At 65.1% G+C, this 19737-nt stretch carries 21 protein-coding genes and 2 pseudogenes; 13 read left to right on the forward strand and 10 right to left on the reverse strand.

What is annotated here, in order from left to right; translation table 11 throughout:
• The first annotated feature begins 22 nt into the window (after positions 1–22).
• From argF to IPK20_23845, 6 genes are all read left to right on the forward strand, one after another.
• Positions 23–940: an ornithine carbamoyltransferase gene (gene argF / locus IPK20_23820; protein MBK8019404.1), complete on the forward strand. Its 918-nt coding sequence runs from the start codon at positions 23–25 to the stop codon at positions 938–940.
• Between the two features lie 65 nt (positions 941–1005).
• A complete protein-coding gene (locus IPK20_23825) occupies positions 1006–1509 on the forward strand; it encodes a hypothetical protein (protein MBK8019405.1) in 504 nt (167 codons plus the stop codon).
• Between the two features lie 31 nt (positions 1510–1540).
• On the forward strand, positions 1541–2791 hold the full coding sequence (locus IPK20_23830) for an argininosuccinate synthase (GenBank protein ID MBK8019406.1): 1251 nt from the start codon (positions 1541–1543) through the stop codon (positions 2789–2791).
• 1 nt (position 2792) lies between these two features.
• Positions 2793–3104, forward strand: coding sequence for a pyrimidine/purine nucleoside phosphorylase (locus IPK20_23835; protein ID MBK8019407.1), 312 nt, complete (start codon positions 2793–2795; stop codon positions 3102–3104).
• 48 nt (positions 3105–3152) lie between these two features.
• On the forward strand, positions 3153–3734 hold the full coding sequence (locus IPK20_23840) for a hypothetical protein (protein ID MBK8019408.1): 582 nt from the start codon (positions 3153–3155) through the stop codon (positions 3732–3734).
• Positions 3735–3781: 47 nt separating this feature from the next.
• Positions 3782–4267: a YajQ family cyclic di-GMP-binding protein gene (locus IPK20_23845; protein MBK8019409.1), complete on the forward strand. Its 486-nt coding sequence runs from the start codon at positions 3782–3784 to the stop codon at positions 4265–4267.
• Between the two features lie 28 nt (positions 4268–4295).
• Here IPK20_23845 and IPK20_23850 read toward each other — a convergent pair whose 3' ends face one another.
• Both IPK20_23850 and IPK20_23855 read right to left on the reverse strand, forming a co-directional pair.
• Positions 4296–4757: an isoprenylcysteine carboxylmethyltransferase family protein gene (locus IPK20_23850; GenBank protein MBK8019410.1), complete on the reverse strand. Its 462-nt coding sequence runs from the start codon at positions 4755–4757 to the stop codon at positions 4296–4298.
• Between the two features lie 38 nt (positions 4758–4795).
• Positions 4796–5506, reverse strand: coding sequence for a type 1 glutamine amidotransferase (locus IPK20_23855; GenBank protein MBK8019411.1), 711 nt, complete (start codon positions 5504–5506; stop codon positions 4796–4798).
• A 16-nt stretch (positions 5507–5522) separates the two neighbouring features.
• Between IPK20_23855 and IPK20_23860 the strand changes: the two genes are divergently transcribed.
• Positions 5523–6170 (forward strand): TIGR02281 family clan AA aspartic protease, encoded by a 648-nt coding sequence (locus tag IPK20_23860; protein ID MBK8019412.1) that lies wholly within the window; start codon positions 5523–5525, stop codon positions 6168–6170.
• A gap of 48 nt (positions 6171–6218) precedes the next feature.
• Here the strand turns inward: IPK20_23860 and IPK20_23865 are convergent, their stop codons facing one another.
• The 4 genes and pseudogenes from IPK20_23865 to IPK20_23880 all read right to left on the reverse strand — a co-directional run bounded on the left by IPK20_23865 (position 6219) and on the right by IPK20_23880 (position 10037).
• Positions 6219–7022, reverse strand: coding sequence for a GTP cyclohydrolase I FolE2 (locus IPK20_23865; protein ID MBK8019413.1), 804 nt, complete (start codon positions 7020–7022; stop codon positions 6219–6221).
• Between the two features lie 31 nt (positions 7023–7053).
• A pseudogene (gene dxs, locus IPK20_23870) lies at positions 7054–8906 on the reverse strand (1-deoxy-D-xylulose-5-phosphate synthase).
• Complete coding sequence (locus tag IPK20_23875) at positions 8903–9769, reverse strand: polyprenyl synthetase family protein (GenBank protein ID MBK8019414.1); 867 nt, start codon at positions 9767–9769, stop codon at positions 8903–8905. The pseudogene dxs and the gene IPK20_23875 overlap by 4 nt, the downstream one beginning before the upstream one ends.
• Positions 9770–9782: 13 nt before the next feature.
• Positions 9783–10037: an exodeoxyribonuclease VII small subunit gene (locus tag IPK20_23880; GenBank protein MBK8019415.1), complete on the reverse strand. Its 255-nt coding sequence runs from the start codon at positions 10035–10037 to the stop codon at positions 9783–9785.
• A 385-nt stretch (positions 10038–10422) separates the two neighbouring features.
• On the opposite strand from IPK20_23880, the gene IPK20_23885 reads away from it, so the two are divergent.
• The 4 genes from IPK20_23885 (at position 10423) to IPK20_23900 (ending at position 14232) form a co-directional block, all read left to right on the forward strand.
• Complete coding sequence (locus IPK20_23885) at positions 10423–11538, forward strand: aromatic ring-hydroxylating dioxygenase subunit alpha (protein ID MBK8019416.1); 1116 nt, start codon at positions 10423–10425, stop codon at positions 11536–11538.
• 151 nt (positions 11539–11689) lie between these two features.
• Positions 11690–12526, forward strand: coding sequence for a DMT family transporter (locus IPK20_23890; protein ID MBK8019417.1), 837 nt, complete (start codon positions 11690–11692; stop codon positions 12524–12526).
• Between the two features lie 86 nt (positions 12527–12612).
• On the forward strand, positions 12613–13830 hold the full coding sequence (locus tag IPK20_23895) for an STAS/SEC14 domain-containing protein (protein ID MBK8019418.1): 1218 nt from the start codon (positions 12613–12615) through the stop codon (positions 13828–13830).
• Between the two features lie 15 nt (positions 13831–13845).
• Positions 13846–14232, forward strand: a complete 387-nt coding sequence (locus IPK20_23900; protein ID MBK8019419.1) for a DUF2784 domain-containing protein — start codon at positions 13846–13848, stop codon at positions 14230–14232.
• Between the two features lie 9 nt (positions 14233–14241).
• Here IPK20_23900 and IPK20_23905 read toward each other — a convergent pair.
• Positions 14242–15503 (reverse strand): annotated as a pseudogene (locus tag IPK20_23905) (flavin-dependent oxidoreductase).
• Positions 15500–15967 carry a hotdog fold thioesterase gene (locus IPK20_23910; protein ID MBK8019420.1) on the reverse strand — a complete coding sequence of 156 codons (468 nt, stop codon included), beginning with the start codon at positions 15965–15967 and terminating at the stop codon, positions 15500–15502. Before IPK20_23910 ends, IPK20_23905 begins: the two are co-directional and overlap by 4 nt.
• 117 nt (positions 15968–16084) lie before the next feature.
• Here IPK20_23910 and IPK20_23915 point away from each other — a divergent pair, with 117 nt between their 5' ends.
• Together IPK20_23915 and IPK20_23920 are read left to right on the forward strand one after the other, a co-directional pair.
• The gene (locus tag IPK20_23915; GenBank protein ID MBK8019421.1) at positions 16085–16570 is read left to right on the forward strand and encodes a DNA-binding protein; all 486 of its coding nucleotides are present in this window, start codon (positions 16085–16087) and stop codon (positions 16568–16570) included.
• A 114-nt stretch (positions 16571–16684) separates the two neighbouring features.
• Positions 16685–17041, forward strand: coding sequence for a hypothetical protein (locus IPK20_23920; GenBank protein MBK8019422.1), 357 nt, complete (start codon positions 16685–16687; stop codon positions 17039–17041).
• Between the two features lie 335 nt (positions 17042–17376).
• Here IPK20_23920 and IPK20_23925 read toward each other — a convergent pair whose 3' ends face one another.
• Positions 17377–18669 carry a hypothetical protein gene (locus IPK20_23925; protein MBK8019423.1) on the reverse strand — a complete coding sequence of 431 codons (1293 nt, stop codon included), beginning with the start codon at positions 18667–18669 and terminating at the stop codon, positions 17377–17379.
• Entirely contained in the window at positions 18666–19724 is a 1059-nt protein-coding gene (locus IPK20_23930) for an AAA family ATPase (protein ID MBK8019424.1), read from the reverse strand. The genes IPK20_23925 and IPK20_23930 overlap by 4 nt, the downstream gene beginning before the upstream one ends.
• Between the last annotated feature and the right edge of the window lie 13 nt (positions 19725–19737).

A 19737-nucleotide genomic window follows, 5' to 3' on the forward strand; every position in this document is an offset into this window, starting at 1 on the left:
ACGTTCGACGGGCATTCGAGCCATGGCCACTCCAAGACACTTTCTGCAGTTCCGGGATCTGGACCGCGACACCATCGACTACCTCTTCGACCGCACGAGGTGGATCAAGGAACGGTTCGCGCGATACGAGCGGTACTGGCCGCTGCAGGATCGCACGCTGGTGATGATCTTCGAGAAGCAGTCCACCCGGACCCGGCTTTCGTTCGAGGCAGGCATGCAGCAGTTGGGCGGTGCGGCCATCTACCTGAACACGCGCGACACACAACTGGGCCGGGGCGAGCCCGTCGAGGACGCGGCCCAGGTGATTTCCCGCATGTGCGACGCCGTGATGATCCGGACCTTCGAGCAGGAGATCATCGAGCGCTTCGCGCGCAACTCGCGGGTGCCGGTGATCAACGGACTCACCAACGAGTACCATCCTTGCCAGATCCTCGCCGACATCTACACCTACGTGGAGCACAGAGGATCCATCCGCGGCAGGACGGTTGCGTGGATCGGCGACTCCAACAACGTGTGCAACACGTGGCTTCAGGCGGCCGAGATCCTGGATTTCAACGTGCATGTCTCCACTCCACCCGGCTACGAAGTGGAGGCCGAGCGCGCGGGACTGTACGGCAACGACCACTACGAGCAGTTCACGGATCCCATGGAAGCCGCGCGCGGCGCGGATCTCGTGACCACCGACGTGTGGACCAGCATGGGTTTCGAGGCGGAAAACGAGGAACGCCGCCGGGCGTTCCAGGACTGGCAGGTGGATGCCGACATGATGCGCGCCGCCTCGCCCAGTGCCCTCTTCATGCACTGTCTGCCGGCTCACCGGGGCGAGGAAGTCACGGCCGAGGTGATCGACGGGCCGCAGAGCGTGGTGTGGGACGAGGCCGCCAACCGGATGCACACTCAGAAGGCCTTGCTGGAATTTCTCCTGCTGGGCAAGGTGTGAGCCTGCCGGCCGGGATCCGTGCCCGGTGGCGGGGACTGGGCAAACTTCACGGATAGGAGCACACCATGTACTTCGCGACCTTCCTGCGCGCTTTCGCCGGATTTCTCATGCTGCTGCCGGCCGCGGTGCCGGCCGACGAGAACGTCAACTACATCCGCGACCAGAATGGCTGCGGAATCGTGAATCCCTCGCCGCGTGCGGAAGAGACCGTCACCTGGTCGGGTGCGTGCAAGGACGGCCTGGCGGAAGGCACCGGCGTGCTGCAGTTCTACCAGTCCGGTGTGGCGGACGAGCGCTACGAGGGCGAGATGAAGGCCGGCTACGCGGAGGGCAACGGCGTCCAGACCATGCTGGACGGCGGGCGCTACGAGGGAGAATTCTCCCAAAGCCGCCAGCATGGCGAAGGGACCTTCTACGCGGCGGACGGAAGCATCTACAAGGGCGGCTGGAAGAACGGCAAACCCCACGGATTCGGCTCGTATCGGACGCCCGAGGGGCGTGTGATGCGCGGCCAATGGATCGACGGAGAATTCCAGAACGAGGAACCGGCCGATCCGAACCGCACCTGATCCACAACTCCAAGACGACGAACAACGGAACATGAGCGCCATCAAGAAAGTGGTACTCGCCTACTCGGGCGGGCTCGACACCTCGGTCATCCTCAAGTGGCTGCAGGACGTCTACAAGTGCGAAGTGGTCACGTTCACCGCCGACATAGGCCAGGGCGAGGAACTCGAGCCGGCACGCAAGAAGGCCATCCAGATGGGCATTCCGCGCGCCAACATCTTCATCGAGGATCTGCGCGAGGAGTTCGTGCGCGACTTCGTGTTCCCCATGTTCCGGGCGAACACGGTGTACGAGGGGGAATATCTGCTGGGAACGTCCATCGCCCGGCCGCTCATCGCCAAGAACATGGTCGAAGTGGCCAGGCGGGTCGGTGCCGACGCCATCTCCCACGGAGCCACGGGCAAGGGGAACGATCAGGTCCGATTCGAACTGGGCGCCTACGCGCTCATGCCGAACGTGAAGATCATCGCGCCCTGGCGCGAATGGGATCTGCTCTCGCGCGAGAAGCTGCTGGCCTACGCGGACAAGCACAAGATTCCGGTCGACTTCAAGAAGCGCAAGGGCGGCGCCCCCTACTCCATGGATGCCAACCTCCTGCACATTTCCTACGAAGGCGGCATTCTCGAGGACCCCAACTACGCGCCCGAGGAGTCCATGTGGCGCATCACCGTTTCGCCCGAGAAGGCGCCCAACCGGCCCGAGATCCTGGAACTGGAGTACGAGAAGGGCGACATCGTGGCGATCAACGGCAAGAAGATGACGCCCGCCAAGGTGCTCGCGACGCTGAACACCGTCGGCGGCAAGCACGGCATCGGACGCCTGGACATGGTCGAGAACCGTTACGTCGGCATGAAGTCGCGCGGCTGCTACGAGACCCCGGGCGGCACGATCATGCTGAAAGCGCATCGTGCGATGGAGTCCATCACCCTCGACCGCGAAGTGCTCGCGCTCAAGGACGACCTCATGCCGCGGTACGCCCGGATGATCTACAACGGATACTGGTTCAGCCCCGAGCGCGTGCTGCTGCAGGGGCTGATCGATGCGTCCCAGGCAAGCGTCAACGGCGTCGTCCGTCTGAAGCTCTACAAGGGCACCATCATGTGCGTCGGCCGCGAGTCCAAGAATTCGTTGTTCGACGCCAGGATCGCGACTTTCGACGACGATCAGGGCGCCTACAACCAGGCTGACGCGGCCGGTTTCATCAAGTTGAACGCGCTTCGCATGCGCATCGCCGCCAATCTCCGCAAGCCGGCGCGCCGCGCGGCAGTCCGCAAGGGGAAGTGACATGGACAAGTTCGACAACGTCGCCGTCGTCAAGAAAGCCAACATCTATTTCGACGGCAAGTGCGTGAGCCATACGGTCGTGTTCCCCGACGGCACGCGCAAGTCGGTCGGTGTGATATTTCCCAGCAAGCTCGTGTTCAACACGGGGGCGCCGGAGATCATGGAACTGAACGCGGGCCGTTGCCGGGTCAAGCTGCCCGGCACCGCGGAGTGGACCACCTACGGTGCGGGCGAGAAGTTCAGCGTGCCGGCCAATTCGTCGTTCGAGATCGAGACCGTCGAAACGTTGGACTATGTCTGCCACTTCGGCTGACCGGCGCGGCAGGACCGTTCCCGGACCCGGGTTCATGGGTGAACCGCCATGACCACGGTGGCCGTCGTCCGCAAGAACGGCATCGCGGCCATCGCGGCCGATACGCTGACCAAATGGGGGCCGGTCAAGGAATCGGCCACCTATGTGGTCAACCACGAGAAGATCCTGCGGGTGGGCGAGAGTTACATCGCGATCACCGGCAACGCCACGTTCAAGCACATCGTCGCGGACTACTTCGAAGGCTTCGAGGAGGCACCGCGCCTGGATTCCGTCGGAGAGATCTTCCGGGTCTGGAACCGGATGCACGCGGACTTCAAGGATCGTTACTTCCTGCAGTCCGAGGAGGACAAGGAAGAAGCGATCGAGTCGACGCGTCTGGACGCGCTCATCGCGAACTCCAGCGGGATCTTCGGCGTCTCGGGCCAGCGCACCGTGCAGGAGTTCGCGAAGTTCTATGCCTACGGCAGCGGCAGCGACTATGCGTTGGGCGCTCTCTATTCGGTCTATGACCGGCCGGAACTCGATGCGGCCGCGGTTGCCCGGCATGCCGTTCGTGCCGCGTCCGAGTTCGACGATGGCACCGGCGAGCCCATCCACTGTTTCACCGTGCCCCTGCTGCAGAAAGTCTGATCTGCGGGGCACACATCATCGTCACTTGAAGTAGCGGAGTATTGACCATGCCTTCCTTCGATATCGTCTCCGAGGTGGATCAGGTGGAAGTCCGCAACGCGGTGGACCAGTCCAACAAGGAAATCACCAACCGTTTCGATTTCAAGGGGTCGGACGCCCGCGTGGAACAGGCGGAGAAAGTGCTCACCGCCTTTGCCGACGACGATTTCAAGCTGAGTCAGGTGCGCGATGTCCTGACCGGCAAGCTCGCCAAGCGGGGCGTGGACATTCGCTGCCTCGATCTCGGTCAGATCGAGAAGATCAGCGGCAACAAGGTGAAACAGGTCATCACGGTGAAGACGGGCGTGGAAACGGAACTCGCCAAGAAGATCGTGAAGCTCATCAAGGACAGCAAGCTCAAGGTGAGCGCGTCCATCCAGGGAGACGCGGTGCGCGTAACTGGCGCGAAGCGTGACACATTGCAGGACACCATCGCCCTGGTTCGCAAGTCGATCACGGATTTCCCGCTCCAGTACCAGAACTTCCGCGACTGAGCGGGCCAGGGGGGCGATCCGGCCCCGATCAGAACACGAAGGGAACCAGCCGCCAGGACCTCGACCGGTAAGCCGCGTAACCGGGGAAGTGTCGCAGCAGCAGCCGCTCCTCGAACGAGAGCTTGGCGACCAGTACCAGAGCCAGCACCAGCACGACCGCAATGGAACGCGCCGAGGGTTCCACGATCGCCGGCGGAAGCGTCACGGCGAGAATGGATGCGTACATCGGGTGCCGGATCCAGCGATAAGGCCCGTCCTGCACGAGGTGGGAGTGTCCCGTCGGATCCGGCGAGACGCGGAACAGCCGCCTCTGGGCGCGGGACATCGTGACGAATGCCCACCCCGCGAGCACCAGGCCGCCGGCTTGAACGGCCAGAGCGGCCGTGCCCTGGGCAATCGTGGCGCGGCCCGTCAGCCAGAGACCCAGCAGCAGGAACTGCGCTGCGACCAGCCCGCGCGCATACCAGCTTTCGCGCCTTGAGACGGACACGGTCTGGCCAACGTGGCTGTCTGTCACCGGCGGGCCCGTCAGGTCCTCGCCACGCCTTCCATCCAGTGATCGTAAAGGCGCTCAGCGACGGCGTGCAATGCCTGGACCCGGGAATCGATGTCCTTGTGAATCTGGGCCCGGTTCTGCACTGCGGGTCCCGGGCTCGCCTCGATTTCGCCCTGCCCGCTCTCGCACCAGGATCCGATCAGTTGCTGCGTCATTTCGACGTGGCATTGCATCCCCAGATGCTTGCCGATCGCAAAACCCTGATTGCCGCAATACTCGCTCGCCATGATGCGGATCGCGCCAGGCGGCAGGGAGAAAGTCTCGCCGTGCCAGTGGAACGACAGGAACTCGCGTATCCCGGGCCCGAACCAATCATGAGCCACGGGATTGTCCTCCACGACGATGCGCCCCCACCCGATTTCCTTGGTGGGATTGCGCGATACCACCCCGCCCAGGGCCTTGGAGATCAGTTGCCCCCCGAGGCAATGTCCGAGCAGGGGAACATCCGCGCCGGCAGCGGATCGGATGAGTTGCAGCTCCTGAGGAATCCACGGAAGATCGTCGTTGACGCTCATGGGCCCGCCCATGAAGACCAGTCCGCTGTAGCGGGTGGCATCGTCCGGCACGGGCTCGCCGGCGTCCACGGCGACGAGTTTCCAGGGGACGAGGTGGCGATCCAGATACTCGGCGAAATAGCCGGGCCCTTCGGTGGGAGAGTGGCGGAAGATGGCGATGGGCTTCATGCGGTTCCCTGCGGCAATGCGGCGTTGCATCAATGCTAGTGCACTTATCGCTGCGGCGACAATGCCGTGTGCGAACGCATGGTGCACGGAGGTCCAGGTCGTCGGCCTGTTCAGCGACAAGGCGCTGGTCGTGATCGACGGCGGGCGGCCCAAGGCGATGTCGGTGGGGCAGGCAATCGGTGGCGTGAAGCTGGTCTCCGCCTCCTCGGATTCCGCCATTTTCGAGATCGACGGCAAGCGCCGGACCCTGTCCTTGGGCACCACCTCGATCACGGGCAACTACAAGTCCAGCCAGCCCTCCGTGACGCTTTCGGCCGATCACGGCGGCCACTACTACGCCGATGGGACCATCAACGGCGCGCCCATCCGGTTTCTCGTGGACACCGGGGCCACCATGATTTCCATCGGAAATTCCGACGCACGGCGCATGGGCATCAACTATCTGGCGGGCGAACGGGCCATCAGCCACACGGCGAATGGCCCGACCGTGGTCTACCGGGTGAAGCTGAACGTGGTGAAGGTGGGCGCGATCACGCTGAACGGCATCGACGCCCTGGTGCACGAGAGCAACGACTTGCCGTTCGCACTTCTGGGCATGAGCTTCCTCAACCGGCTGGAACTCAAGCACAGCGCCCAACAGCTGACCATGACGCTGCGCTTCTGAACGCCAGCCAGGTCGACGCGCTGCAGCCGCGGCGAACCGTCCGGAACGTCAGACGGCCCGCTTGTCCTTCTCGATGCGGGCGTAGGCGGAGTGGTTGTGAATGGACTCGAAGTTCTCGGCTTCCACCACGTAAGCCAGCACGCGGGAATCGCGGTTCAGCACGGTGGCGACATCGCGGACGATGTCTTCGACAAACTTGGGATTGTCGTAGGCCCGCTCGGTCACGTATTTCTCGTCGGGGCGCTTGAGCAGCCCATAGACCTCGCAGGAAGCCTGTTCCTCGGCCACCCGGATCATGTCCTCGATCCAGACGAAGCCCTCGGTCACAGTGGAAATCGTGACGTGCGAGCGCTGATTGTGGGCCCCGTAGTCGGAGATCTTCTTGGAACACGGGCACAGGCTGGTCACCGGTACCACGACGGTCATCCTGAACGTGTACTCCCCCTTGTCCACCTCGCCGACGAAGGTCACTTCGTAGTCCATCAGGCTGCGCACGCCGGACACCGGTGCCGCCTTGTCGATGAAGAAGGGGAAGGTCATCTCCACGTGGCCGGATTCCGCCTCGAGGCGATCTACCATGTGGCGCAGCATCGCCTCGAACGAATCGACGGCAAGTTCGCCCTCGTGATCGTTGAGGATCTCCACGAACCGGGACATGTGCGTGCCCTTGAAGTTGTGGGGCAGATGCACGTACATGTTGAACATGGCGACGGTGTTCTGGACACCGCCGTTGCGGTCCCTCACCCGTACGGGGTGCCTGAGTGACTTGATGCCGACCCGGTCGATGGCGATGCGGCGGGTGTCGTGCGACCCTTGAACGTCGGGAATCGCCATGTGCTCTCTGGAATTCATGGACCGATTATAGTCGCCCCGGGGCCTGCCTTCAGCGATGGAGCCAGGGCTGGATGGATCGGTGGATGCCCTCGGCGTCGAGTCCGCAGAGCGAAAGCAGCGAGGCCGGATCCCCGTGTTCGACGAAAGCGTCGGGCAGTCCCAGACGCAGGACACGCCGGTCGATCTTCTGCCTGGCCAGGCTTTCCAGCACCGCGCTGCCTGCTCCGCCGTCCAGGACGTTCTCTTCGACGGTCACGAGAAGCTCGTGGGACAGCGACAGTTCCGCCACGAGGGCGTCGTCGAGAGGCTTCACGAACCGCATGTTGGCGACCGTGGCATTCAGGCGCTCCGCGGCCGCCAGCGCCGGCATGAGCATGGCTCCGAAGGCGAGGATCGCGACGCCCTGCCCCTTGCGGCGAATCTCGCCCTTCCCCACCGGCAGGGCCTGCATGGCGGACTCGAGCGCCACGCCGGGACCGGTGCCTCGGGGATAGCGCACGGCCGTCGGACTATCGAGCATGAATGCGGTATAGAGCATCTGCCGGCATTCGTTTTCGTCCGAGGGCGCCATGACCGTCATGTTGGGCAGACAGCGCAGGAACGACAGATCGAAGGCGCCATGGTGAGTGGGCCCGTCGGCCCCCACGAGCCCGCCCCGGTCGAGCGCGAAGACGACCGGCAGATTCTGGATGCACACGTCGTGGATGAGCTGGTCGTAGCCGCGCTGGAGGAACGTCGAATAGATGGCGACAACGGGCTTGAGCCCCTCGCAAGCCAGCCCGGCTGCGAAGGTGACGGCGTGCTGCTCGGCGATGCCCACGTCGAAATACCGGTCCCGGAACTGCTGGGAGAACCGGACCAGGCCGGAGCCCTCCCGCATCGCCGGGGTGATGCCCACCAGGCGGGAATCGAGTGCGGCCATGTCGCACAGCCAGTCGCCGAAGATCTGCGTGTACGAAGGCTTCGTGGCGGGCTTTGGGACGATCCCGGCGGCGGGATCGAACTTGGCCACGCCGTGATAGAGGATGGGGTCGTCCTCCGCCAGGGACATTCCCTTGCCCTTGCGGGTGATCACGTGGAGGAACTGCGGCCCGTCCAGCTTGCGCACGTTGCGCAAGGTCGACACGAGCACCTCCAGGTCATGGCCGTCGATGGGGCCGATGTAGTTGAATCCGAATTCCTCGAACAGCGTGCCCGGCGTCACCATGCCTTTCACGTGTTCCTCGGCGCGCCGAGCCAGTTCCCACGCAGGCGGCACAGCCCGCAACATGCGTTCGCTCGCCTTCCGTGCGGTCGTGTAGACCCTTCCTGACAGGAGACGGGCAAGATAGTTGTTCAACGCCCCCACGTTCTCCGAGATCGACATCTCGTTGTCGTTCAGCACGACGAGCAGATTGGCGTCGGTCGCCCCGGCGTTGTTGAGCGCCTCGAACGCCTGCCCGGCGGTCATGGCGCCGTCGCCGATCACAGCGACCGAATGGCGGCGTTCGCCCTTGAGCCGGGAGGCCATGGCCATGCCAAGCGCCGCACCGATCGATGTGCTCGAGTGCGCGGTACCGAAGGTGTCGTAGCGACTTTCCTCCCGACGGGGAAAGCCCGCGAGGCCGTGCAGCTGGCGCAGGGTCGACATGGCCTCGCGCCGTCCCGTGAGCACCTTGTGCGCATACGTCTGATGACCCACGTCCCAGACGATCCGGTCATCGGGTGTGTCGAACACGTAGTGCAGCGCGATCGTGAGCTCGATCGTGCCCAGGTTGGAGGACAGGTGTCCGCCGGTACGCGACACCGAGTCGATGATGAATTCCCGCAATTCACGCGCGAGCTGGGAAGCTGGCGGCGATCGAGCTTCCGCAGATCGGCCGGGTCGGAGATGTTCTCAAGCAGCCGCGGCGGCTCTGTCATGACTTGCGCGTCACGATGTAACGTCCCAGCTGCTGGAGCCGCGCCGCCCGTTCACCGAGCGGGCGCAGGCCGCTCAGCGCGTCCGCGAGCAATTCGCCGGCAAACTCCCGGGCTCGTTCCACGCCCAGTACGCTCACGTAGGTCGCCTTGTCGTTGGCCGCATCCTTCCCGGCCGTCTTGCCCAGGGTTTCCGTCGATTCCGTGGCGTCGAGAACGTCGTCGACCACCTGGAATGCCAGACCGACGAACTTGGCGAAGTGCGAAAGACCTTCCAGTTCATCGCCGGAGAGGCGGCCGCAGGCGGCTCCGAGGGTCACGGCGGCACGGATGAGCGCCCCCGTCTTGTGGATGTGCATGAATTCCAGCTCGGGCACCGTCAGCGTCTTCCCGGTGCTCGCGAGGTCCACGGCCTGCCCACCTGCCATGCCGCGGGATCCCGCAGCCCGTGCGAGCAGGCCCAGCATATCGACCTGAGCGGCCGCATCGTCCGTCAGCGGAACGCCGGTCAGGCATTCGAACGCGAGACTTTGCAGGCTGTCCCCCACGAGCAAGGCCGTCGCCTCGTCGTACGCCACATGAACCGTGGGGCGCCCGCGGCGCAGGACGTCGTCGTCCATGCACGGAAGATCGTCGTGGACCAGCGAGTAGACATGGATGAATTCCACTGCCGCGGCTGCGCGGTCGACTCGCGCCGGATCGGCGCCTGCCGCCTCCCCGGCCGCATAGGCCAGCAGAGGCCGCACGCGCTTGCCGCCGCCGAGCGCCGCATAGCGCATGGCGTCGTGCAGGCGTTCGGGCGCAACGGTGGCCGCCGGCAGCAACGTCTCCAGGACGGTTTCGATGCGTGCCTGGTGCGTGCGCATCCAGGCGGAAAGATCACTGCTGGGAGTCTGCACCCGGGAAGTCACGCAAGGTGTCGCCCTCGAGCACCTTGATCTGCTGCTGTGCATCTTCGAGGACGGAACGGCAGAACCTGAGCAACTCGGCCCCGCGCCGGTAAGCGGCAAGCGACGCTTCCAGAGTGAGCTGCCCGCTTTCCATGGACGCGACGACCCCTTCCAGTTCGCTCATTGCGGATTCGAAGGAGGCGGAGCCGGCCGGCTGACAGGATTCTGTGGATGGAGGAGCCATTTGGCGCCCGGAAAACCTGTGAATCTACCCGAAGCCTCGTCGGGGGGTCAACGAACCGGTGCTCCCTGGCGCAGGCGCTGGACCGCTGGCCCGTTTCCACTGGCCCTGCCGCCGAGCGGCCCCATACGGCGTTACTGCCGCATCCGAGTCCTCACAAGAGGTCTGCAGCTTGCCCCGCTCCCGGAATGAGGGGAGAATCCACCGGCTGGGGTATGGGGTTTTGTGACTGCGTATCAGGACCTTGCTCACATATCCCGGAGTGTGGGCCGTTCCACGCATGGTAGCGGGGGCGGCTTTTTCATTTTCATCCGACACAACGTCGAAAGCGGTTGCCATCCCGGTTGGCGCGGATGCGGCCGCGGACTTAGGAGGTGGCACGCGCATCATGACCGATCTGGCCAATCTTTCGGCTCTCACCACGACGCCCACCCAATTGCCGGTGGACTGGTACTTCGACCGGGGGATCTACGAACTGGAGCTGAAACTCCTCTTCGACCAGGGGCCCGGCTACGTCGGCCATGAGCTGATGGTGCCGGAGACCGGGGACTATCACACGCTGGAGTGGTCAGGGCACGGCAAGACGCTGTTCCGCAACGCGAACGGCATCGAACTGCTGAGCAATGTGTGCCGTCATCGCCAGGCGATCATGCTGAAGGGCCGCGGCCGCAGCGAGAACATCGTCTGTCCGCTGCATCGGTGGACTTACGACACTCAAGGCAAGCTTCTGGGCGCCCCGCACTTCCCGGGCAATCCATGCCTGGATCTGGGCAAATCGCCCCTGCAGAACTGGAACGGACTTCTTTTTTCCGGCAAGAGGAACATCGCGGCCGATCTGGCAAGCGCGGCGCTCAGGCGCGATTTCGACTTCTCCGGCTATCTGTACCACAACACGGTGATCGAGGAATACCCGATCAACTGGAAGACCTTCATCGAGGTGTACCTCGAGGACTACCACGTCGTGCCGTTCCACCCGGGACTGGGGCAGTTCGTGAACTGCGACAGCCTCAACTGGGAGTTCGGCGACTGGTACAGCGTCCAGACCGTAGGTGTCTTCCAGCGCCTGGGCAAGCCCGGCACGAACACCTACAGGCGCTGGCACGAACAGGTGCTGAAGTACTACGGAAACCAGACGCCTCCCCAGGGTGCGATCTGGCTCACGTACTACCCCAACATCATGGTCGAGTGGTACCCGCACGTGCTCGTGATCTCCACCATCATTCCGCGCGGCATCGAAGCCTGCACCAACGTGATCGAGTTCTACTATCCGGAGGACATCGCGCTCTTCGAACCGGAATTCGTGGCTGCCGAACAGGCAGCGTACGACGAGACGGCGGTGGAGGACCGCGAGATCTGCGAGCGCATGCAGGAGGGCAGGCGCGCCCTGTGGTTGCGGGGGGAGAACGAAGTGGGGCCTTATCAGTCGCCGATGGAAGACGGCATGGTCCACTTCCATGAGTTCATCCGGCGCCACCTCGAACCCGCTCTGACGTCGTTCAAGTAGTACCGTACCGACAACGCGGGGAGGTCCGCCTCCTCGCGCCGGTATCCTCCGGTTGTCCCGGTTTCCTTGCCCGGCCCGACCGGCGTCCGCCCCCCTCCGTACCCTACCTCACCCATCGTTCCTTCCGCCGATCGCCATGGGATCGCTCTGGATGCTCGCCGCCGGACTGGCCTTCGCCAGCATGGGCGTGTTCGCGAAGCTCGGTGCCGAGCATTTCTCCAGCGCGGAACTGGTCTTCTACCGGTCGGTGGTGGGCACGGTGACGCTTGGCGCCCTCGCCAGGTTTCGCGGCTGGCGGATCGCCACTCCCCACTGGCCGCTGCATCTGACCCGGGGACTGTTCGGCGTGGTTTCGCTGGGCCTCTATTTCTACTGCATTGCACACCTGCCGCTCGCGACGGCCGTCACGCTCAATTACACGTCGCCGCTCTTTCTGGCCGTCATCACCATGGTCCTCCTGCGTGAGCGGCCCCATGGACCGCTCGTGGTGGCAGTCCTCGTTTCGTTCTCGGGCGTGTTGATGCTGCTCGAGCCCACGGTGAGACAGGAACAGCTCTTCGAAGGCGCGCTCGGTCTGGGGTCCGGTCTGCTGGCAGCCTTCGCCTATGCGAACGTGAAGCGTCTGGGCGCCAGCGGCGAGCCGAGCTGGCGGGTGGTCTTCTACTTCACGGCGTTCTCCACGGTCATCGCAGCGATTGCCATGGCTTTGACGGGGGTGCATGCGCTTGGCTGGCACAACCTCTGGATCGTTCTGGGCATCGGGGCCACGGCGACGATAGGTCAGTTCGCGATGACCCGGGCCTACCACACGGGCAACACGCTCGTGGTCGGCGCCCTGTCCTTCTCCACGGTGGTGTTCTCGGCCCTGCTGGGGTGGACACTCTGGGACAAAACCCCGGCGGCGGCCGGATGGACGGGCATCAATCTCATCGTCGCCGGAGGTCTCATGAGCCTGGGTACCATGGGCCGATTGCCCAGGAAGACCTGAAGCGCCGCTCCCGGCCGCCCGCTCGAGCCGTCCGTCTGCAGTCACGGTATGCTCCGCCTGTCCAGGCCAATACGCGTTCCCACACCATGATCACCATTCAGCACGAAGGCGCACTCATCACCGTCGGAGTCTTCGGCGAGTTCGCCGTGAACGACTATCGCGAATTCGAGAAGGAAGTGCTCGCGACCGTGCGTCTTTCCGGAAAGGTCGATCTGCTCGTGGACCTGCGGGACATGATGCGCTACACGCTGGACGTCGCATGGGAGGACATCCGCTTCGTCCGTGCCCATGCGCACGATTTCCGCCGGGTCGCCGTGATCGCGCGCGACGAGCTGACCGTGTGGCTGGGATGGCTCACCCGGCTCATTTCCGGCGCGGACGTCCGCGTGTTCGACGACGAGTCGCAAGCACGCGAATGGCTTGCCGAGAACGTTCCCTCAACACTTCCACTCACCACGATGAACTTCACCTCGCTCATTTCGATCGCCGATCTCGCCCGCAACCTCGGTGACCCCGGCCTCGTTGTCTTCGATTGCCGCCACGATCTCGTCAACAAGACGATCGGCACCGAGTCCTACGCCAAGTCACATCTGCCTCGCGCCCGCTTCGCGCACGTCGACAACGATCTCGCGGGGGCCCTGACGGGTACGAACGGCCGCCATCCTTTTCTTGAGCGGGACGCGTTCGTGGCATGGCTGGGCCGCATGGGCGTCACGCGCGACACCCAGGTCGTGGGTTACGACGCCAGCGGGGGCACCTACGCAGCACGCCTGTGGTGGATGCTCAAGGTCTGGCTCGGCCACGAGAAAGTGGCCGTGCTGAACGGCGGCTGGGACGCCTGGGTGCGAACCGGCCATCCCACGACCGTCGACGTGCCCTCGCCCAGCCCCGTCCGGTACGAACCGCGGGGCGGCGCAGATCTGACCGTGGATGCCGATCAGATACTCGCGCACATCGGCAAGGGCGAACTCCTGGTGATCGACGCGCGCGCGGCAGACCGCTTCCGGGGTCAGAACGAAACCATCGACCCCGTGGGAGGGCACATCCCCGGTGCAGTGAACCGCTTTTTCCGGGACAACCTCGATCCCATGGGGTTCTTCAAGCCGGCCGAGGAACTGAGGGCCGCCTTCGCCCCCCTGGTGGGGTCCCGTCCGCTGTGGCAGGTGGTGAATTCCTGCGGTTCCGGCGTCTCCGCCTGTCACAACCTGCTGGCCCTCGAGATTGCCGGCATGGGAGGCACCAAGCTCTATCCCGGTTCCTGGAGCGAATGGTGCGCCGACCCGGCTCGGCCTGTCGAAACCTGACCCCCGGTCTCGATCATGGCGTGGGCGGCCGACCTGGTGCTGGTGGTCCACGCGGCCTTCGTGCTCTTCGTGACCGGAGGCTTCGCGCTGATCTGGCTGGGCCATTGGCGACGCTGGGGCTGGATCGGGAATCGTGTATTCCGCTCCCTTCATCTGGCCGCCGTCACTTTCGTCGCGATCGAAGCGCTCATCGGGTTGGCGTGCCCCCTCACCGTGTGGGAGGACGCCCTGCGGGGGCACACGGACGATCGTTCCTTCGTGGCCCGTGTGCTGCATGCGGTGATCTTCTACGATTTTCCCGAGTGGGTCTTCACCGCGGCCTACGTCGCGTTCGCTGCAGTCACCATTGCGACCAACCAGGTCGTGCCCATGGACGGCTGGCGGAGCCGGCGACGGCCGTGATATCCGGTTTCATGCTCCGGCCGTCCGCCCCCGGTTGACCGACTCACGATCGAATCCTGCCGTCTGCTTGTAGCTCCGGGCGATCTCCTCGAGCTCCGTCCGCGGAATCACCTGAAGGATGTCGTCGAAGCCGTTCGGCGCTCGGTCCTCCGCCAGTTGCAGCACCCGGTCGGGCCCCCCCTTGCGGTTGGCGTGCACGACCGCGGGCGTGGCGGGAAGCCGGGCAGCCTCGTAGGCGGCGAGCGCGTCCTCGACCGTCGGCGCGGAAGTCCACTGCCGTGCCAGTTCCGCCGCATCGAGAATGGCTTGCGATGCTCCGTTGGAACCCACCGGATACATGGGATGCGCGGCGTCCCCCAGCAACGTCACGCGGCCGTACGTCCATCGCGGAAGAGGATCGCGGTCGACCATCGGGAATTCGAAACAGGCCTCCGCCCCGTCGATCAGTTCGGGCACGCTCAACCAGCCGAAATCCCACCCCGCGAACGGTTCCCGGAACACCGACTTGTCGACTTTGCGGTTCCAGTCGCTGCGGGGCGGCGTGAATTCCAGCGGCACCTGCAATTCCGCGATCCAGTTGACCAGCGAGCGGCCACGCCTGCGTGCGGGCTCGGAAATGGGATAGCACACGAACTTCTGCCGGTCGTGGCCGGCCCACACCATGGATCGCCCGGTCAGGAACGGGGCTCGCTCCGTGGTCGCCCGCCAGAGCATTCTTCCCGAGAATCGAGGCAGACCCTCGTCCGGATAGAAGGCACGCCGGACCATCGAATGGATGCCGTCCGCGCCGATCAGCGCACAGCCTTCCACATCCACGTGCGTGTCCGAATCGCGATCCAGGAAGCGCGCGGCCACCCCTCCTTCGAGTTCTCGAACGCCGACAGCGTGCACCCCGTCCGGACCGATCCTGGCGGCAACGCGGCCATGGCCGCCCGATGGAGGATCATCTGCAGTTCGCCGCGGTGGATGGAGTACTGCGGCACCACATAGCCCGCCGCACGCCCCCTCGGCTCCTGCCAGATGTGCTGGCCGAACTTGTTCACGTAGATCAGTTCGGCCGTTTCGATCGCCGTGCAGGCAAGCGCCTCCTCGAGACCCAGATCGTGAAGCACCCTCACGGCGTGGGGCTGGAGATTGATGCCCACACCCAGAGGCCGCACTTCGGCAGCCGCCTCGTAGACTTCCACGGCTGCTCCGGCGCGATGCAGACACAGCGCCGTGACGAGACCGCCGATGCCGCCCCCGGCGACGATCACCTTGCCTTCATTCATTCGTGCGCTCCCTTGTCCGCTTCCCCGGGTGTCCGCGTTTGCCGACCGGCCGGCATGACGGCCATGGTGATCCGCGAAAGACAGACGCGGCGTCCCTCCCCGTCCCGAATATCGATCTGCCACACGTGAGTCGACCGACCAAGGTGGATGGGGTCGGCTCTCCCGTGAACCCACCCGTCACTCACGCTGCGCAGGTGGTTGGCATTGATGTCCAGCCCCACGCAGTAGAACCTGTCGCGGTCCAGGCAATACGCGGCTGCGCAGCTGCCGAGCGTCTCCGCGAGCAGCACCGATGCGCCTCCGTGGAGAATGCCGTGAGGCTGTCTGGTGCGCCCATCGACAGGCATCCGGGCCGCGAGGAAATCGTCTCCGATCTCGGTGAATTCGATGCCCAGTGCCTCCACCGCCGTATGGCGATGGCTTGTGGCGAGTTCCTGCAGGGTGGGGCGCGTCATCCAGATCATGGGGGAATGCCGATAGAGGGAATCCAGGCCCAAAGATATCCGGAATCCGGAACCGGTGCGGGTCCGTTCGGCATCCGCCCCGTCGATCCGACGTCCGCCGGAGAGTACCCTTCACGGATGGAAACCTGGCCCCTTCGTCTGAAACCGGGAACGGATCTGCGGCAGGAACTCGAAGCCCTGACCAGGGAGAAGGCCTGGATGGCCGCCTTCGTGGTGGCGGGCATAGGCAGTCTCTCGAAGGCGTCCCTTCGCCTCGCATCCGCGCCGCTCGCCTGCCGCATCGACGGAAATCTGGAACTTCTCTGCCTCTCCGGAACGCTCTGTCCCGACGGTGCGCATCTTCATGCGAGCGTATCCGACGCTGACGGCCAGATCCTGGGCGGGCACGTGGGACAAGGATGCATCGTCCGCACGACGGCGGAGATCCTCGTTGCCGTACTGCCCGAGTGGCGCTTCGCGCGGGAGTTCGATGCATCCACAGGCTACGTGGAACTGGTGATCCGCGAGGCCACGGCACACTCGACGTCTGAGATCGCGTATGGCAGTCCCGGTTTGGTCCCCCAGCCCGACGGCGCGCCCCGCCGTCAATCGCCGCACGATTGACGCATGTCAGCATGCATGTCGGTACTGCACGGTAACGTGGCGGTGAATCAGGTAAGGGCGTTTGATCGCGCCTTGTCTGGCTGACGCAACATCACATCACCGGGAGAAGCGCACATGAACGACAAGCCGGACACGTTGGGCCGCCGCCGGACTTTGCTCGCGGGTGGCGGGTTGGGTTGCGCACTCGCAGCCCTGGGCGGTGTCGTCCTTTCGGCCCGTGCGGATGAGCACTCCGCGCATCGTGCGGGAGCCAAGGGTGTTCCGGCCGTGGTGGTGGATGGCACGCGGGAGGGCATCTGTGCAACCTGCCGGTTCTGGGGAGGAATGCGAAGGGTCGCCGACGACCGGAAGTCCGTGTTCGCGGAATCGCTCGGCTGGTGCAACAACCCGGACAGCCCGCACTTTCAGTCAATGCGCTCGCCGGAAGCGGGACCCATGAAAGGCTGGCGGAAGTGGGAGGCGCTGGGTTGAGGCGGGCCTGACTCGCGCCTGATCCGCTCGCGGCGCATGGCCGGAGATGCGGGTCAGGCAAGGTCCGATGCAAGTGGAATGGGCGCGGTCGCAACGCAGGCAGCGGCGTGGCGGATGTTGCGAATGACAGTCAGCTGCATGCTGGAGCACGCCAGGCTCCGGCAGACAAGGTCAGCCGGCCGCCGGGCCGCGCCCATGCCGGTGGTACTGGACCCCGGCGCTGGGAGCGTTGGATGGTTCGGCGAGATGTCCCATCTCACCGCGACCTCCCGCCCTGCCATCGCCCGATTCCGCGTGTCGCACGATTGGGTCGTACATCGGAACCGACCTTCCCGTCAGTTGAGCTGCACGCGCTCTCCGAACGGTACCGGCGCCCGTCCCTTGACGAGCCACAGCACCGGATAGGGGGGCGCGCTCTCCGGGAACTCGCCCTGCGCATCGGTGAAGTAGATCAGAACGTCGGGGCGCACCCTGTCGGCCTCCACCCAGTCGAAGACCGGCGTGAATCGCGTGCCGCCGCCTCCTGCGAGCGTCTGGGGAAGCGCGACGGGCTCCCAGGGATCGAATATCCATGGCCCTTCGGGGGCGAGCCGCTCATCGCACGCGTGCAGGACCAGTTCCGCCCGGACCTGCCCTTTCAGGGCGTCCAGTTCGCCGGTGAATTCGTTCAGCTCGCGCGCGGTGATGGAGCCGCTGGTGTCCAGAATCGCGACCACGCGCAACGAGCCCCGCGCCAGCCGTGGAAGGATGGCCTCGCTTTCCCGGCGCGGAGGTTGCTGGAACGTGTAGTCGTCCCGGGCAGCGGTGACCAGGAACCGGGCAAGCAACGCCCGCCACGGCAGTGGCGGCTCGATGAGCGCCTCCAGAATCCGCATCCACGATCGGCCGAGCCGTCCCGCCTCCCGCGCCTCCTGGGCCGCCGTCGCCAGGCGTGACTTCCACCACTGTTCCAGTTCGGCCATGTCCATCGCCGGCGGCGCCTCGGAGAAACCAGAGTCGGATGGAGCGGAACGCCGCGCTTCCTGTCCTGCGTCGTCCCAGCCCTCGACAGTGTCGACCTGCGCTCCGAGGTCCGCCCCTGGTTGCGCCACGGTTGCGCGGTCGCCTCCCTCCCGGCCATCGCCAAGCGCTTCTTCGCCCAGCCAGCCGGACAATCCTCCGGCCGAAGTGCCTTCCTCGAACGCATGGAGGTCCAGAGGCGGGGTTGCCCCCGACTCGGGCATCAGCGGATAGATTTCCTCGGCAGACAATCCACGGAAGGACGGATCCACGATCACCGTGCGCGGAACGAGGAATCCGTCGTCCTGCAGCAGGGCGTTCACGGCGTGATCGCATGCGGCGTCCCAGCGGTCACGCACGCGATGGCGCCGGCGCGCGAAGTGTCCCAGCGCGCAGTGGAGGGCAGCATGGGCGAGCCAGAACTGCAGTTCCGGCATGGCCACCGATTCGACGAAAGCGGGATTGAACCAGAACTGTCTGCCATCCGTCCCTACGGTGGGACATGCGGCGGGATCGGCCGGCCGTTCGATCAGGTGCAGCGAGAGCGCGCCGACAAAAGGACGATCGAGAATGAGCCGCGTACGCGCCACCGCAAGCCGGGCACGCGCGCGGTCCAGGGTTTCGCTCATTCGCCGGGCGCCGCCCGATCGTTCAGCACGAGATCGCCGAGGCTTTGCGCCCAGTCGGAGAACCCCGGCACGTCGATGAGCGGTCTGCCGATCGAGCGCTGCAGATCGGCCACCAGCATCACGCCCAGCTCGCGCTGCGGCAGCAGGCTCGCGTACCTCAGAACGCTGGACAGGCCTGCGGTGCCGCCGGCCGCCTGGGACTTCACGGCGCGGCGGACAAGCGCCGCCGCGACGCCGTATTGGAGATCCACGGACTGGGGAACCGGCTGCGCTTCGCCGCGAATGATCGCGTCCACGTCGGGCAAGCGGTCCATGTGCTCGACGAATGCCACGAGTTCGGCGGCCGCCGCCTTGCCGACACAGGCCTCCAGCGCCCCGGCCAGCAACGTGGACCGGCCGGAAAACTTCTCCAGTGCGCGGTGCGCGTATTCCCAGGTCCGGGGGGAAGGAAACGCGATAGGACTGCGCGCCGGTTGGAAATCGAACAGCAATTCCGGACGAAAGCGGATGAAGGCGACGATCCGGCTGTCGATTCCGTGTGCGTGAGCCCAGGCCACCCAGTCGTCCACGTGCGGCTCCAGCTCATAGTGCGTGAAGCGATTGGCCAGAGGGGCGGGCATCGCGTAGGTGACGCCGCGATCGCCCTGCCGGTTTCCGGCCGCGAAGATGGCCCAGCCCTCGGGCACGGCGTAGTCGCCAAGACGGCGGTCCAGTATCAGCTGATAGGCGGCCGCGGTGACCGTGGGCGCGGCAGCGTTGATCTCGTCCAGGAACAGGATGCCCTGGCTGCCGTGTCGCGCCGACTCCGGAAGCAGGGACGGAACGGACCACTCCACGCGCCGCCCTTCCCTGAAGGGAATTCCGCGCAGGTCCGTAGGCTCGAGCTGTGAGAGGCGCAGATCGATGACGCCCACGCCGGCCCGTCTTGCGGTGTCGCGCACGAGCTCGCTCTTGCCCACGCCCGGTGGCCCCCAGATCATGACCGGCGTGTGCAATCCGCCGGCGGTGGCGGCGAACTCGCGTTCCAGGATGGCAGCAACGTGCAGGGGTCTCATGAATCGAATCAGT

This window comes from Betaproteobacteria bacterium (assembly GCA_016713305.1).
In the GTDB taxonomy this organism is placed as follows: Bacteria; Pseudomonadota; Gammaproteobacteria; order Burkholderiales.